The 13817-nt window shown below is 63.6% G+C and carries 8 protein-coding genes; 1 reads left to right on the forward strand and 7 read right to left on the reverse strand.

The genetic code is table 11. The annotated features are described in order from the left end of the window. Positions 1 to 38: 38 nt before the first annotated feature. The 3 genes from LPA35_RS05990 to sbcB all read right to left on the reverse strand — a co-directional run bounded on the left by LPA35_RS05990 (position 39) and on the right by sbcB (position 4274). On the reverse strand, positions 39 to 1394 hold the full coding sequence (locus LPA35_RS05990; protein ID WP_121420335.1) for a protein kinase: 1356 nt from the start codon (positions 1392 to 1394) through the stop codon (positions 39 to 41). 29 nt (positions 1395 to 1423) lie between these two features. Continuing rightward, on the reverse strand, positions 1424 to 2671 hold the full coding sequence (locus tag LPA35_RS05995; protein WP_228895755.1) for a cystathionine gamma-synthase family protein: 1248 nt from the start codon (positions 2669 to 2671) through the stop codon (positions 1424 to 1426). 154 nt (positions 2672 to 2825) lie between these two features. Further along, positions 2826 to 4274, reverse strand: a complete 1449-nt coding sequence (gene sbcB / locus LPA35_RS06000) for an exodeoxyribonuclease I (RefSeq protein ID WP_228895757.1) — start codon at positions 4272 to 4274, stop codon at positions 2826 to 2828. A 212-nt stretch (positions 4275 to 4486) separates the two neighbouring features. On the opposite strand from sbcB, the gene LPA35_RS06005 reads away from it, so the two are divergent. Continuing rightward, positions 4487 to 5860, forward strand: a complete 1374-nt coding sequence (locus LPA35_RS06005) for a lytic murein transglycosylase (protein WP_228895758.1) — start codon at positions 4487 to 4489, stop codon at positions 5858 to 5860. Positions 5861 to 5900: 40 nt separating this feature from the next. On the opposite strand, the gene LPA35_RS06010 is transcribed toward LPA35_RS06005, so the two are convergent. The 4 genes from LPA35_RS06010 to dnaE form a co-directional block, all read right to left on the reverse strand. After that, positions 5901 to 7034 (reverse strand): hypothetical protein, encoded by a 1134-nt coding sequence (locus tag LPA35_RS06010; RefSeq protein WP_228895760.1) that lies wholly within the window; start codon positions 7032 to 7034, stop codon positions 5901 to 5903. 277 nt (positions 7035 to 7311) lie between these two features. Continuing rightward, complete coding sequence (gene clpA / locus LPA35_RS06015; protein WP_055396695.1) at positions 7312 to 9660, reverse strand: ATP-dependent Clp protease ATP-binding subunit ClpA; 2349 nt, start codon at positions 9658 to 9660, stop codon at positions 7312 to 7314. A 57-nt stretch (positions 9661 to 9717) separates the two neighbouring features. Beyond that, positions 9718 to 10086: an ATP-dependent Clp protease adapter ClpS gene (gene clpS / locus LPA35_RS06020; RefSeq protein WP_055396693.1), complete on the reverse strand. Its 369-nt coding sequence runs from the start codon at positions 10084 to 10086 to the stop codon at positions 9718 to 9720. A gap of 107 nt (positions 10087 to 10193) precedes the next feature. Continuing rightward, entirely contained in the window at positions 10194 to 13727 is a 3534-nt protein-coding gene (gene dnaE, locus LPA35_RS06025) for a DNA polymerase III subunit alpha (protein ID WP_228895762.1), read from the reverse strand. Positions 13728 to 13817 lie beyond the last annotated feature (90 nt).

Here is a 13817-nt window from a genome sequence, read left to right on the forward strand (position 1 = left end):
CTGGTTGCCGAGCCAGCGGCGGGCGCAACGAAGGCGCTTCAGCCGCGCGGCGCGGAAGGCGATGCCGGTGTTACCGGGGCGGGAGGGGCAGCCACCAGCTCCCACTCGGCCAGTTGCTCGTTGGTCGCAATCAACCGCCCCACCAGCAGCTTGATGAAGGCCTTGTCAAAACACGACTGCAGGTCTTCGGACGCCCCGCGCAGCGCGGGGTTGCGCACCTTGAGCACCAGCACTTCGGACTCGGCCACGGCGGTGGCGGTGCGCAGCCTGTTGTCGGGGCGCAGGTAGGTCATTTCACCCAGGGTGACACCCGCACTCAGTGTGCTGAGATTCCAGCCCTGGCGACTCACGGCCACCTGGCCCTCGATCAGGATGCAGAACGAATCGCCGGGCGTGTTTTCGCGCATCAGCACCGTGCCCCGCTCCAGCCGCCGCCAGTTGCCCAGGCGCATCAGCTCCCACAGAGCCACGTCGTGAAAGTCGGCAAAAAACGGCAGCGCACGCAGGCGCGCAAAACGCTCGGCCTCGGTGTCTTGGGATTTTTGGCGGGGCAGACTCTGGTGGGCGGCCAGCAGCGCCCGTGCAAAATCGTCCCAGGTCGCAAAACGGTCGGAGGGCTGCTTGGCCAGGGCGCGCAGCAACACGTCGTCCACATGGGCTGGCAGCGACGCGCGCAGCAGGCTCGGTGGCGTGGGCGCCTCGTTGCTGATCTTGTAGAGCGTGGCGAAGTCGGTGTCGCCGTCAAACGGGCGGCGACCCGTGAGCAGCTCGTACACAACAACAGCCAGCGAGAACATGTCGCTGTGGTGCGTGAGGTCGTGTTCACGCACCTGTTCGGGCGACATGTAGGACGGCGAGCCCACCAGGCCCGACAGTTGCGTGGCATCGCTGCGCAGTGACAGCGCCGCACCAAAATCGGTCAGCTTGATGTCGCCGTCTTTGGCCAGCATGAGGTTGGCGGGCTTGATGTCGCGGTGCACCAGGCCTTCGCGGCACGCGTACTCGAGCGCGTTGCAGCACTTGAAGGCAATGTCCAGCACCTGGGGCACGGGCAGCAGTGCATCCGGCGTGGCATAGGCTGACAGGGGCTGGCCATCCACATATTCCAGCACCAGGTAGGGGGGCAGCGCCTCCTCGTCCGCATCGAGCAGGCGCACGATGTTGGGGTGGCGCAGGCGGCCCGACAGCGCAGCCTCGTTGCGCAGCAGCTTGCGGTAGCGCTCGGCCTGCTCGGGTACTTTCAGCAGATGGGCATGCGTCTGCTTGATGGCCACCTTGCGCCCCCTAAAGCCGTCGAGCCCCAGAAACACGATGCCGCTCGCACCCCGGCCCAGTTCACGCTCGATGCGGTACTTGCCGATGCTGGCGGGGGGCGCCGAGGTTGCTGTGGCCATGAGGGACTCCTGGGCGGGTATTTGACAGGTCAGGCGCCTGCAAGGGCCTGCTCAAAGTCAGCGAGCAGGTCTTGTGGGTCTTCCAGGCCCACTGACAGGCGGATCATGCTGTCACCAATGTCCATGGCGGCACGCACGGCGGGGCCGGCCTCCCAGAAGATGGTGTGCGCTACCGGGATGATCAGCGTGCGCGTGTCGGCCAGCCCCGTGGCCTTGATGGGCAACTGCAGGCGGTTGCACACGGCCAGGCACTGGTCGGGGTTGCGCAGCTCGAACGACAGCAGCCATGAGCCCGCCTGGAGGAGCTTTTTGGCAAAGGCATGCTGGGGGTGCGAAGGCAGCATGGGGTACAGCACGCGCGAGACGGCCGGGTGCGCCTCCAGCCACTGCGCCAAGGCCAGGGCCGTGGCGCTGGTACGGTCCATGCGCAGCGACAGCGTTTCAGCGCCCAGCGCCAGCTGGTGCGCAGCATGGGACGACAGCGTGCCACCCATGTCGCGCAGGCCCTTTTTGCGCAGCTGCTGAAGGCCCCAGCCCTTGGGGTCGCCCTTGCGGTAGGGCGCAAAGATGTTGGGGTAGCCCGACCAGTCGTACAGCCCCGTGTCGGTGATAGCGCCACCCAGCGCAGCGCCCTGCCCGCCGATGCTCTTGGTGAGCGAATTGACCACCAGGCCCGCGCCCACCGTGGCAGCGCGGAACAGATAGGGCGATGCCACGGTGTTGTCCACCACGTAAAGCACGCCACGTTGCTGGCACAGCGCGCCAATGCCTTCCAGGTCGGGGATCTGCGTGCCGGGATTGGCAATGGTTTCGACAAACACCATGCGGGTGTTGGGGCGCAGGGCAGCAGCCACTTTGGCCGCGTCGGTCACATCCACCGTGGTCACTTCAATGCCCAGGTCGGCCAACGTGCCGAACACGCTGTTGGTGTTGCCAAACACGAACTGGCTGGCCACCAGATGGTCACCCGCCTTGAGCAGGGTGACGAACACCGCGCAAATGCCCGCCATGCCGGTGGAGAAAACGATGGAGCCGTGCCCGCGTTCCATCTGCGTGATCTTGGCCTCCAGCGCCGCCGTGGTGGGCGTGCCCTGGCGCGCATAGTTAAAGCCGCCCTTGCTCGTGCCCTGGAACACGGCGATCAGCTCTTCCATCTTCTCGTACCCGTACTGAACGGACGTATGGATCGGCTTGTGGATGGCCCCATGCTCGGCGCCGCCCAGGCGGTCGGCGTGCACGATCTGGGTGGTGAAACTGTGGTTCTGCGGTGTCGTCATAAAAATCTGCGGCTGCTTTGTTTCTACTGGTCTACGTACGAGGCGGGGCGATCACTACTGGCGCGCCCTGATGCCAGTGCACCCGTGGAACTGGCTCCGCCAGGCCACCGGGTGCGTCCCCCTCGGGGGAAAGGCGCGCAGCGCCTCAGGGGGGCTACCTCTCCGGCGCGATGTGCTCCGCGTAATCGTACAAGGCGCCCAGAATGTCCTGGGTCCGCTCATCGTCGGCGGTCTCCGAGAGTTCGTCGATCTCGGTGAACAGCTGCTCCACCGTGCGCGCCCCGCCCTGCCCGTCGAACAGGCAGGCAGCGCGGTGAGCCTCCCAGCGTTCCTGCTCATCGGGCGATAGCGTTTGCGGAAAGTTGCGCGCCCGGTAGCGCCACAGCAGCTCGGCCAGGCGCGGGTCATCAAAGTTCGCACGCGCCTTGGCCAGCTTGTCGCCGCTCAGGGTGCGCAGGTCGTTCAGCAGGCGCCGGTCGTTGTTGCCCACAAAACCGCCGTACAGGTCCTGATCCACATCCGGCGCCGGCTCTTGTGGGCGGGCAAACACTGCGGGCCAGATGCCGCTCATGTCGGGCAGCGCACGCGCCACCTCGGCGTTCTGTGCGGCCTGGGCCAGGTCGATGCCCCAGCGCTGCGCCAGCGCGGGCGTGAGCGTGTTCACATTGCCCACCACCATGGGTGACTTGTTCAGGTGGATGGTCTTGATGGGCAGGCGCGTCACGCCCTCGGGCAACGCGTCGGCCTTGCTGAACATGCGCAGGCGGATGTCATCCACATTCAGCGTGGCCAGCTCGCGCGGGTCGTGGGCCAGGTCCCAGGCGATCAGCTCGTTTTTGTTGGTAGGGTGGCTGGCCAGCGGCCACATCACGGCCAGGCAACCGCGCTCGGTGGGGAACATGCCGGACACATGCAGAAACGGCCGCGCCGTGCTGGTGGTGGCGGGCAGGCGCAGCTCGGCGGCCACGCGGTCTTTCTTGTGCAGGCTCAGTGCAAAGTCAAACAGCTTGGTGTTGTGCTCGCGGATCAGCCGCGCCAGCGCAATGGTGGCGCGCACGTCTGACAGCGCATCGTGCGCCGCGTCGTGCTGCAGGCCATTGGCCTTGGAGAGGTGTTCCAGCTTGAAGCTGGGGGTCACGCCGTCTTCTTTCTTTGGCCAGGTGATGCCATCCGGCCGCAGCGCATAGGTCATGCGCACCACGTCCAGCAGGTCCCAGCGGCCGCACTGGTTTTGCCACTCGCGCGCATACGGGTCGATGAGGTTGCGCCAGAACATGAAGCGCGTGATCTCGTCGTCAAACCGGATGGTGTTGTAGCCCACGCCTATCGTGCCGGGCTGCGCAAATTCGGACTCAATGCGCGCAGCGAACGTGTGCTCGGGCACGCCCTTTTCCAGGCACAGCTGCGGCGTGATGCCTGTGATGAGACACGACACCGGGTCGGGCAAGTAGTCGTTGGCAGGCTGGCAATAGAACATCAGCGGCTCGCCGATTTCGTTCAGCTCCGCGTCCGTGCGGATGGCCGCGAACTGCGCAGGCCGATCGCGGCGCGTGTTGGCACCAAAGGTTTCGTAGTCGTGCCAGAGGAAGGTGTGGGGGGCCATGGTCGATGGGCAAACAGGGGGCGACAGAAGAACAGGGCGAGGGATACCGTGAACTGTAACCTGATTTACAAGCTTTTTAGGCCCCTAGCGCATACTGATAAAGCGCTAGCAGCTATAAAATATATAGCAAATACAAATACCCCTCGGATGCCGCTTCACGCCGTGATACACCTGCAGCGCAGCACCGCCGCTGCAGCGCAGGACAATGGCGCATGCAAAGCACCCACCCAGCCAATCCCTCCGTTTCGCGGCTCCGCCCTTCCCTTTTGTCCTCTTGGTCCCCACGTTCCCTCGCAGCATGTTGGGCAGCCCTGGCTCTGGCGGGCTGCGCCGCAGCGCCTCCCCATCGCCCGGACGCGGTGAAAACACCGCCGCCAGCCAGCGCCCCCCCTGCCACCGCCAGCACACCGGCCCAAGATGCCGCAACATCTACCGGCAGCCCCACCGCTGGCGTGGACCATGCGGCAGGCTTTGCCGCATGGCGCGACGCGTTTTCGACGCAGGCCTTGCAGGCGGGCATCCAGCCTCGCACGGTGCGCGAAGTGCTGGGCCAGGCGCAATGGCAGCCGCGTGTGGTGGAGCTTGACCGGGCACAGCCTGAATTTACGCGCACACCCTGGGCCTACCTTGACAGTGCGGTCTCGCAGCAGCGCATTGCCCAAGGCCAGGCCAAGCTGGCCGAACACAGCGCCACGCTGGAAGCCGCCGCCGCCCGCTATGGCGTGCCTGCCACCGTGATCACCGCCATCTGGGGCATGGAGAGCAACTACGGCAGCAATTTCGGGACGTTCCGCACCGTGGACGCGCTGTCCACGCTGGCCTATGAAGGCCGCCGCCGCGCCTGGGCCCAGGCCGAACTGTTGTCCGCGCTGCGCATCGTGGACCAGGGCGACATCGCAGCAGACCGCATGCTCGGCTCCTGGGCCGGCGCCATGGGGCACACGCAGTTCCTGCCCTCGGTGTTTCTGGCCTACGCCGTGGATGCCGATGGCGATGGCCACCGCGACATCTGGGGCAGCATCCCGGACGTGACGGCGTCTACCGCGCATTTCCTGGCGCGTTCGGGCTGGCAGGCGGGCGAACCCTGGGGGGTGGAGGTGCAGTTGCCCGCGTCTTTCGACCACGCCCGCGCAGACCCTTCCGTACGGCAGACCACAGCCCAGTGGGACGCCGAAAGTGTGCGCGGCATCGACGGGCAGGCATTGCCCACCCTGGCCTCCGCGTCCATCGTCACGCCCGCAGGTGCCCGAGGCCCGGCCTTTCTGGTAGGGGGCAATTTCCGGGTCATCCTGCGCTACAACAACTCGGTCAACTACGCGCTGGGGGTGGCGCTGCTGGCGCGCCAGATTGGCGGTGGCGGGCCCGTGGTTGCCGCCTGGCCGCGCGACCTTGCACCCCTTTCACGCCAGCAATTGCAGGAGCTACAAGAGGCGCTCAACCGCAAGGGATTTGCCGCGGGCACCCCGGACGGCGTGATGGGCCCCGCCACCCGCGCGGGGCTGCGAGGCTACCAGCGCAGCATCGGCGTTGTGGCGGACGGCTATCCCACCGTGGAACTGCTGGAGCGGCTTACGGCGCGCCAGTAGACAGAGCCCCAAGGCCTGCCCAACTGGCCGCCCCACGGAGTCATGGCGTCACCAGCCCGTCCATGCGCACGACCTCGAAGTCGCGGCCCAGCACCTGGCGCAGTTCGGACTTCAGGCGATCGTTGTTCCAGCGTTCGTCCGGCGCCCCGCTCAGGAACCAGTTGGAGCCGTTGTCGGCCACCATCATCCCGTGGGTCTTGAGGGCGGAGAGGATAGCCTGCGCTTCGGCAGAGAAGCCCGGCGGGATCGCATAGCCCGCCTTCAGGCGCACGCGCATGCCCATGGGGGGAAGGTTGGGGCTGGTATTGCTCGATGCCCAGTGGGTCGCGGGCGGCACGTAAGCGCGGCGGGTCTGGCTGACGGTAAAGCGCAGCGCGTGGCGGATGCCACCGGCGCCCAGCGACGCCTCGTCGTACCGCACCAGGCCCGGAAAAATCGGCAGGCCCGCTGCGTCTGCGCTGGTCCATCGTGGCCTGGCGGTGGGACGCACGTTGTTGCTGTCCAGGTGAAAGACAGCACCACCCGACGCACGCCAGCTGCCGTCGGACTGCGGGTAGCTGTTGCCGGTTTCATACAAGCGGTTGTTGTCGCGGTCGATCACGATCACGTGACGGTCTCCCGCGCTGGAAGGACCGCCTTCAATAGGCGCGTTGGGCGGAATCGGGTACGGGCCTGCATCACTCTCGTCGCCGTAGTCGGTGAACTGCACCGCCACACGCGGCTGGTTACCTGCCACCACCACATAGGGAATGCCGATAGGCGCGCCTTCCCACAGGCCCGCGCCGAAATCCGGGAACAAACCCCGGGAGAGGCCAATGCTGGCGATGAGGTTGTCAGAGTTGGGATCGATGGGGAGCCCACTGATATCCGCGTTCCAGTCATTGTTGGCAGGGAACGGCAGCGCGCCATTGAGCGGCGCGCCCACACCCAGGGTTGCGCCGCGCACATCGCCATACACATGGCCCCCGGGGGGCGGAGCTGGCGCTGGCGCGCCTGGCGCCGGGGAGCCCGGCGGCGGTGAAATCGGCGCCGCATCACCCCCGCCGCCGCCACAAGCTGCCACCAGGGCACCAAAACTGGCAATGGCGAGGCACCGGCTGATCGCGCCCAGACGTCGCTTGCGAAAGGCATCACCGGGAAGCAACGGGGCGCAAGGTGTGGGGGTCATGGTCATGGGGGCGTCTCCTCAGTCAGCGCGCAGTATGCCGCCCCAAAGGTGCTGGTTCGCCACGGAACTGTGCGAAAACGTTTCAATGACATTGGGGCACCGGACGGCGTTCGCGCACACCAGTTCGCTGATCCAGCTCGTCAAAGACTGCCTGTGCAGACTTCGCCGCCACCACGCTGTTGACACTGCACTGCGGACAAAAAAAAGCCAGCCATCGCGATGATGGCTGGCGTCTGGAGAGTGCCGGTACGTGTCGGCAAGGCGCCAGTGGCGCCAGTGCCCATCAGTCCGCCGTGGCTTCCTCGGGCTCGGCGGGCTCGGACTTGGCCGAGCGTTCCTTCTTGGCCAGCGGCTGGATGTCCAGCAGCACCTCGGAGGTTTCCACGCCCTTGTCGTCGGTCTTCACCTCGATATCGACCGTCAGACGCCCACCGTCCGTCAGGCGACCGAAGAGTAATTCATCGGCCAGCGCGCGGCGGATGGTGTCCTGGATCAGACGCTGCATCGGGCGGGCGCCCATGAGCGGATCGAAACCCTTCTTGGCCAAGTGCTTGCGCAGCGTATCGGTAAAGGTAACCTCCACCTTCTTCTCGGCCAGTTGCGTCTCCAGCTGCAGCAGGAACTTGTCCACCACGCGCAGGATGATCTGCTCGTCGAGCGCCTTGAAGTTGACGATGGCATCCAGCCGGTTGCGGAACTCGGGCGTGAAGAGGCGCTTGATGTCGCCCATTTCGTCGCCCGCCTGGCGCGGGTTGGTGAAGCCAATCGTCGCCTTGTTCATGGTCTCGGCGCCCGCATTCGTCGTCATGATGATCAGGACGTTGCGGAAGTCGGCCTTGCGCCCGTTGTTGTCGGTCAGCGTGCCATGGTCCATCACCTGCAGCAGCACGTTGAAGATGTCCGGGTGCGCCTTCTCGATTTCGTCGAGCAGCAGCACAGCGTGCGGCTTCTTGGTGATGGCTTCGGTCAACAGGCCACCCTGGTCGAACCCGACATAGCCCGGAGGCGCACCAATCAGGCGGCTGACCGCATGGCGCTCCATGTACTCCGACATGTCAAAGCGCAAGAGCTCGATGCCCATGATGTAGGCCAGTTGCTTGGCCGCCTCGGTCTTGCCCACGCCTGTGGGGCCGCTGAACAGGAACGAGCCGATGGGCTTGTCGCCCTTGCCCAGACCGGACCGCGCCATCTTGACCGCGCTGGCCAGCACTTCCAGGGCCTTGTCCTGGCCGAACACCACACTCTTCAGGTCGCGTTCCAGCGTCTGGAGCTTGCCACGGTCGTCATTGGACACGTTCGCAGGCGGAATACGCGCAATCTTGGCCACGATCTCTTCGATCTCGGCCTTGCCGATGGTCTTCTTGCGCTTGCTCGGCACCATGATGCGCTGTGCAGCACCGGCTTCGTCAATGACGTCAATCGCTTTGTCAGGCAGATGGCGGTCATTGATGTACTTGGCGCTCAGCTCGGCTGCAGCCTGCAGGGCCGCCGCCGCATACTTCACGCTGTGGTGCTCTTCAAAGCGCGACTTCAGGCCCTTGAGGATGTCGATGGTTTCGGCCACGCTGGGCTCCACCACGTCCACCTTCTGGAAACGGCGCGACAGCGCTGCATCTTTTTCGAAGATGCCACGGTATTCCGTGAAGGTCGTTGCGCCAATGCACTTGAGCTGGCCGCTGGAAAGCGCGGGCTTGAGCAGGTTGGAGGCATCCAGCGTGCCGCCCGACGCGGCACCCGCACCGATCAGCGTATGGATCTCGTCGATGAACAAAATCGCATTGGGCTTGTCCTTCAGCGACTTGAGAACGCCCTTGAGGCGCTGCTCAAAATCACCCCGGTACTTGGTGCCTGCCAGCAATGCGCCCATGTCTAGCGAGTACACCGTGGCCTCGGCCAGGATTTCAGGCACATCGTTCTGGGTAATCCGCCAGGCCAGGCCCTCGGCAATCGCCGTCTTGCCCACGCCAGCTTCACCCACCAGCAGTGGGTTGTTCTTGCGGCGGCGGCACAGGATCTGGATCGTGCGCTCCACCTCGTAGTGGCGCCCGATCAGCGGATCGATCTTGCCGTCTTTGGCGGCCTGGTTCAGGTTCTGGGTGAACTGTTCCAGCGGCGAGGCTTTTTCGTTGCGCTCAGAAGAACCACCCTCTTCGCCTTCCGCCTGGTTGTCCGGCTTGGCAGGCTCTGGGGGTTCGCCCTTCTTGATACCGTGGGCAATGAAATTGACCACGTCCAGGCGCGTCACGCCCTGCTGGTGCAGGTAGTACACGGCATGCGAATCCTTCTCGCCAAAGATGGCCACGAGCACGTTGGCACCCGTGACTTCCTTCTTGCCATTGCCCGTGGATTGCACGTGCATGATGGCGCGCTGGATCACACGCTGGAATCCCAGCGTGGGCTGCGTGTCCACCTCATCGGTGCCAGCCACCTGGGGCGTGTTGTCTTTGATGAAGTTCGCCAGCGATGAGCGCAGATCATCGATATTGGCCGAACATGCGCGCAGCACCTCCGCTGCGCTGGGGTTATCGAGCAGTGCAAGCAACAGATGCTCCACGGTGATGAACTCGTGGCGCTGCTGACGGGCCTCAACAAAGGCCATGTGCAAGCTGACTTCCAGTTCCTGGGCAATCATGTGAACTCCTTTGTGCTTGCGTGGAAGGGATAACTGTAGATCGGGATCAAAAACCTGTTATTCAACAGGTTCACTGACACATTGGAGTGGGTGGCCCGCCTTGAGGGCGGCGTCAAGCACTTGTTCCACCTTGGTGGCAGCCACATCGCGGGAATAAACACCGCAGACGCCTTTGCCATCGAGATGGATCTTCAACATGATCTGGGTGGCTTGTTCACGGTCCTTGCTGAAAAACTCCTGCAAAACCACGATGACGAACTCCATGGGGGTGTAGTCGTCATTGAGCATGACCACCTGGTACATCTGCGGCGGCTGGGTCTTCTGGGTGCGTCTTTCGAGCACGACCGAACCGCCATCATCCCGCGCGGGCCGGGTCACGGGCAGCGCGGTGGGGGGTGAAGGTGGTTTTGTTGCCATGAAAATCATTCTAGCGATCCGCGCGGCATGCTGCCGTGAGGGAAATCTGACGTTGATCCGGTTTTTTTCAAGCTGTCGCCTTCACGATATTCACCGAATGGTTTCCAACACCCGATTTATTCGTAAACCACGGTGGCCGAACCACTGCCCGCCTGGGCGGTCCAGGCGGCCAGCGCAGCATCGGTGGGATAAAAACGGGCACTCTCCCCCAGTTGCAGCTCCGCCACAGCGGCCGCGTCCTGCGCCACACAGCGCACCCCCATGCGCACACGCAGGCCGTGGAGCAATTCACCCTCGGCAAGCTCCTCTCTGCGCGGCGGAAACTCCTTGACCAGGCGGTGCACATCCGGGCCCTTGTCGCCGACGGTGACATGCAGGTATTTGCCAAAACGGCAACGCGCCCCTGCCAAGTCCCACACCTGTTGCACCTTCACGCGCAGGCCACCGCTGAAATGGTCCATTTGCAAGCGGCCCATCATCACCACAAACTCATCTTCCTTGAGCTGGTTGCGGTACGTGTTGAGCAAGGCCTCATCGGCAGACGCCTCAATGACGGCAGACTTGTCGTCCAGTTTGAACAGGCCCAATTTGCCCCGCTGTCCATTGATGACCCGGAAATCACTGATGATCCCGGCCAAGACCTGGGGTTCGCGACTGTCCAGCAGCTCATCGATCTGGGTGCGCACAAAGCGGCGCACCTCCGTGGCGACTTCATCGAACAGATGGCCGGACAGATAGAAACCGACCGCCGTTTTCTCCAGGGTGAGTCGCTCCTTGATCCCCCAGGGAACCGCGTCCACCAGTTCAGGCTCCTGCGTGCTGGAACCATGGGCATCATCACCCATCATGTCGAACAAGCCACCCTGGTTCACGTTGGCCAGCGTGGCAGCCGCAAAGTCAAAAGCCCGGTCGATCGACGCCACCATCGATGCCCGGTTCATGTTGATGGAATCAAATGCACCCGCCTTGATCAGAGCCTCCACCGTGCGCTTGTTCATGCGCGCCTTGTCCACGCGCAGGCAGAAGTCGAAAAGGCTCTTGAAAGGCCCGGTGGTGGCGCCGTGGGGCCCTTCGCCACGCCCCTCGCGCGCCGCCACCATGGCCTCGATGGCCTGCTGGCCCGTGCCCTTAACGGCGCCCAGGCCGTAGCGGATGATTTTGTCGGTCACGGGCTCGAACCGGTAGAAGCCACGGTTGACGTCCGGCGGCTCGAAAGAGAGCCCCATTTTTTGCGCGTCTTCGAACAGCACCTTGAGCTTGTCGGTGTCATCCATTTCCACGGTCATGTTGGCGCAGAAGAACTCTGCGGTGAAATGCACCTTGAGCCAACCCGTGTGGTAAGCCAACAGGGAGTAAGCAGCCGCATGTGACTTGTTAAAGCCGTAGCCTGCAAACTTCTCCATCAAATCGAACACTTCGTCAGCCTTCTCCTGGCTGATGTTCTTTTCGGCCGCACCCTTTCGGAAGATCTCCCGGTGCTCGGCCATCTCCTCGGCCTTCTTCTTGCCCATGGCGCGGCGCAGCATGTCGGCGCCGCCCAGGCTGTAGCCCCCCAGAACCTGGGCGGTCTGCATCACCTGCTCCTGGTACACCATGATCCCGTAGGTCTCGGCCAGCACGGGCTCCACCAGCGGATGGGGGTACTCCACCACTTCCTTGCCGTGTTTGCGGTTCACGAAACTCGGGATCAGATCCATGGGACCCGGACGGTACAGCGCGTTCAGTGCAATCAGGTCTTCAAGCCGACTCGGCTTCGCTTCCTTGAGCATGCCCTGCATGCCACGGCTTTCAAACTGGAACACGGCCTCGGTCTTGCCGTCGGAAAACAGCCGGTAGGTGGGGCCATCGTCCAGCGGAATGTTCTCGAAGGCGAAGTTCTCCTGGCCTTTGTGGCGCTTGATGATGAACTCACGCGCGATTTCCAGAATGGTGAGAGTGGCGAGACCCAAGAAGTCGAACTTCACAAGGCCAATAGCTTCCACGTCGTCCTTGTCGTACTGGCTCACAGCCGATTCGCTGCCCGGCTGCTGGTAGAGCGGGCAGAAATCCGTGAGCTTGCCAGGCGCAATCAAAACCCCACCCGCGTGCATACCGATGTTGCGGGTCATGCCTTCGAGTTTTTGCGCCATCTCGATGATGGTCTTGACGTCTTCTTCCTTCTGCACGCGTTCGTACAGCAGCGGCTCCAGCTCCAGTGCGTAGTTGTTCTTGTCGCCTTCCTTTTTCACCTCGGGCGGATAGGCCAGCGTGTACGACATGCCGGGCTTGCCCGGTACCAGCTTGGAGATGCCGTCGCAGAACATGTAGCTCATGTCCATCACCCGGCCCACGTCGCGGATGGCGGCTTTGGCAGCCATGGTCCCGAAAGTGGCAATCTGGCTCACGGCATTCTTGCCGTACTTGTCCTTCACATAGTCGATCACCCGGTCACGATTGGACTGGCAAAAGTCAATGTCGAAGTCAGGCATGGACACCCGCTCGGGATTCAGAAACCGCTCGAACAGCAGGTTGTATTGCAGCGGATCCAGGTCGGTGATCTTGAGGGCATACGCCACTAGCGAACCGGCACCCGATCCCCGTCCCGGCCCCACAGGGCACCCGTTGGCCTTGGCCCACTGAATGAAGTCCCCCACGATGAGGAAGTAGCCCGGAAAACCCATCTTGAGAATGGTTCCGATCTCGAACTCCAGGCGTTCCACATAGCGGGGACGCTGCTGATCGCGGTCGGACTCCTTGGGGAAGAGAAGCTTCAGGCGCTCCTCCAGCCCCTCGAACGAGGCAAAACGAAAGAACTCATCAATCGGCATGCCATTGGGGGTGGGAAAGTCCGGCAACTGCGGCTTGCCAAGCACCAGCGTGAGGTTGCAACGCTGGGCAATTTCCACCGTGTTCGCAATGGCCGACGGAACATCAGCGAACAAGGCCTGCATTTCTGCAGACGACTTGAAATACTGGTCGCGCGTGAACTTGCGTACGCGGCGCGGGTTGGCCAGGATCTCCCCCTCTGCAATACAGACGCGCGCCTCGTGGGCCTCATAGTCGTCTGGGGTGGCGAACTGCACAGGATGCGTGGCCACCACGGGCAAGCTCAGGCGCGCCGCCAACTGTGCAGCAGCCACCACGTGGCTTTCATCGTCCACACGGCCCGCGCGCTGCAACTCGATGTAAAACCGGTGTGGAAACAGCCCTGCCAGGCGCAAGGCAAGCTCTGCGGCGCCCGACTCGTCCCCCTTCAGGAGAGCTTGGCCCACAGGCCCAGCCTGTGCCCCGGCCAGGGCAATCAGCCCTTCCGACAACTCTTCCAGCCAGGCCCAGGTGCACAGCGCCAGGTTCTTGACGACATTGCGCGTCCACGCGCGCGCGAGCAGTTCGGACAGATTGAGGTAGCCCTGGCGGTTCTGCACCAGGACGATCAGGCGTGAGGGGGCTGCGCCCGCTTCGCCTTCCAGAAAAATCTCGGCCCCCAGGATGGGCTTGACGCCCTTGCCCCGCGCCTCCTTGTAGAACTTGATCGCGCCAAAAAGGTTGTTGAGATCGGTGATGGCCAGTGCAGGCTGGCCGTCTTTGGCAGCCGCCTTGGCCACCTCATCGATTCGATTGGTACCGTCTACGACGGAGAACTCGGTGTGCAGGCGCAAGTGAACAAACATGGGGGCCATTGTAGAAAGCCCAGCACCTCCACCGAGAGAAAGCTGGCAGCGCAACGCCTCTTGACAGGTGCCACCCCCAGTACAATGCTT

Source organism: Acidovorax sp. Leaf73 (assembly GCF_916855635.1).
GTDB classification, from domain to species: Bacteria; Pseudomonadota; Gammaproteobacteria; order Burkholderiales; family Burkholderiaceae_C; genus Acidovorax; species Acidovorax facilis.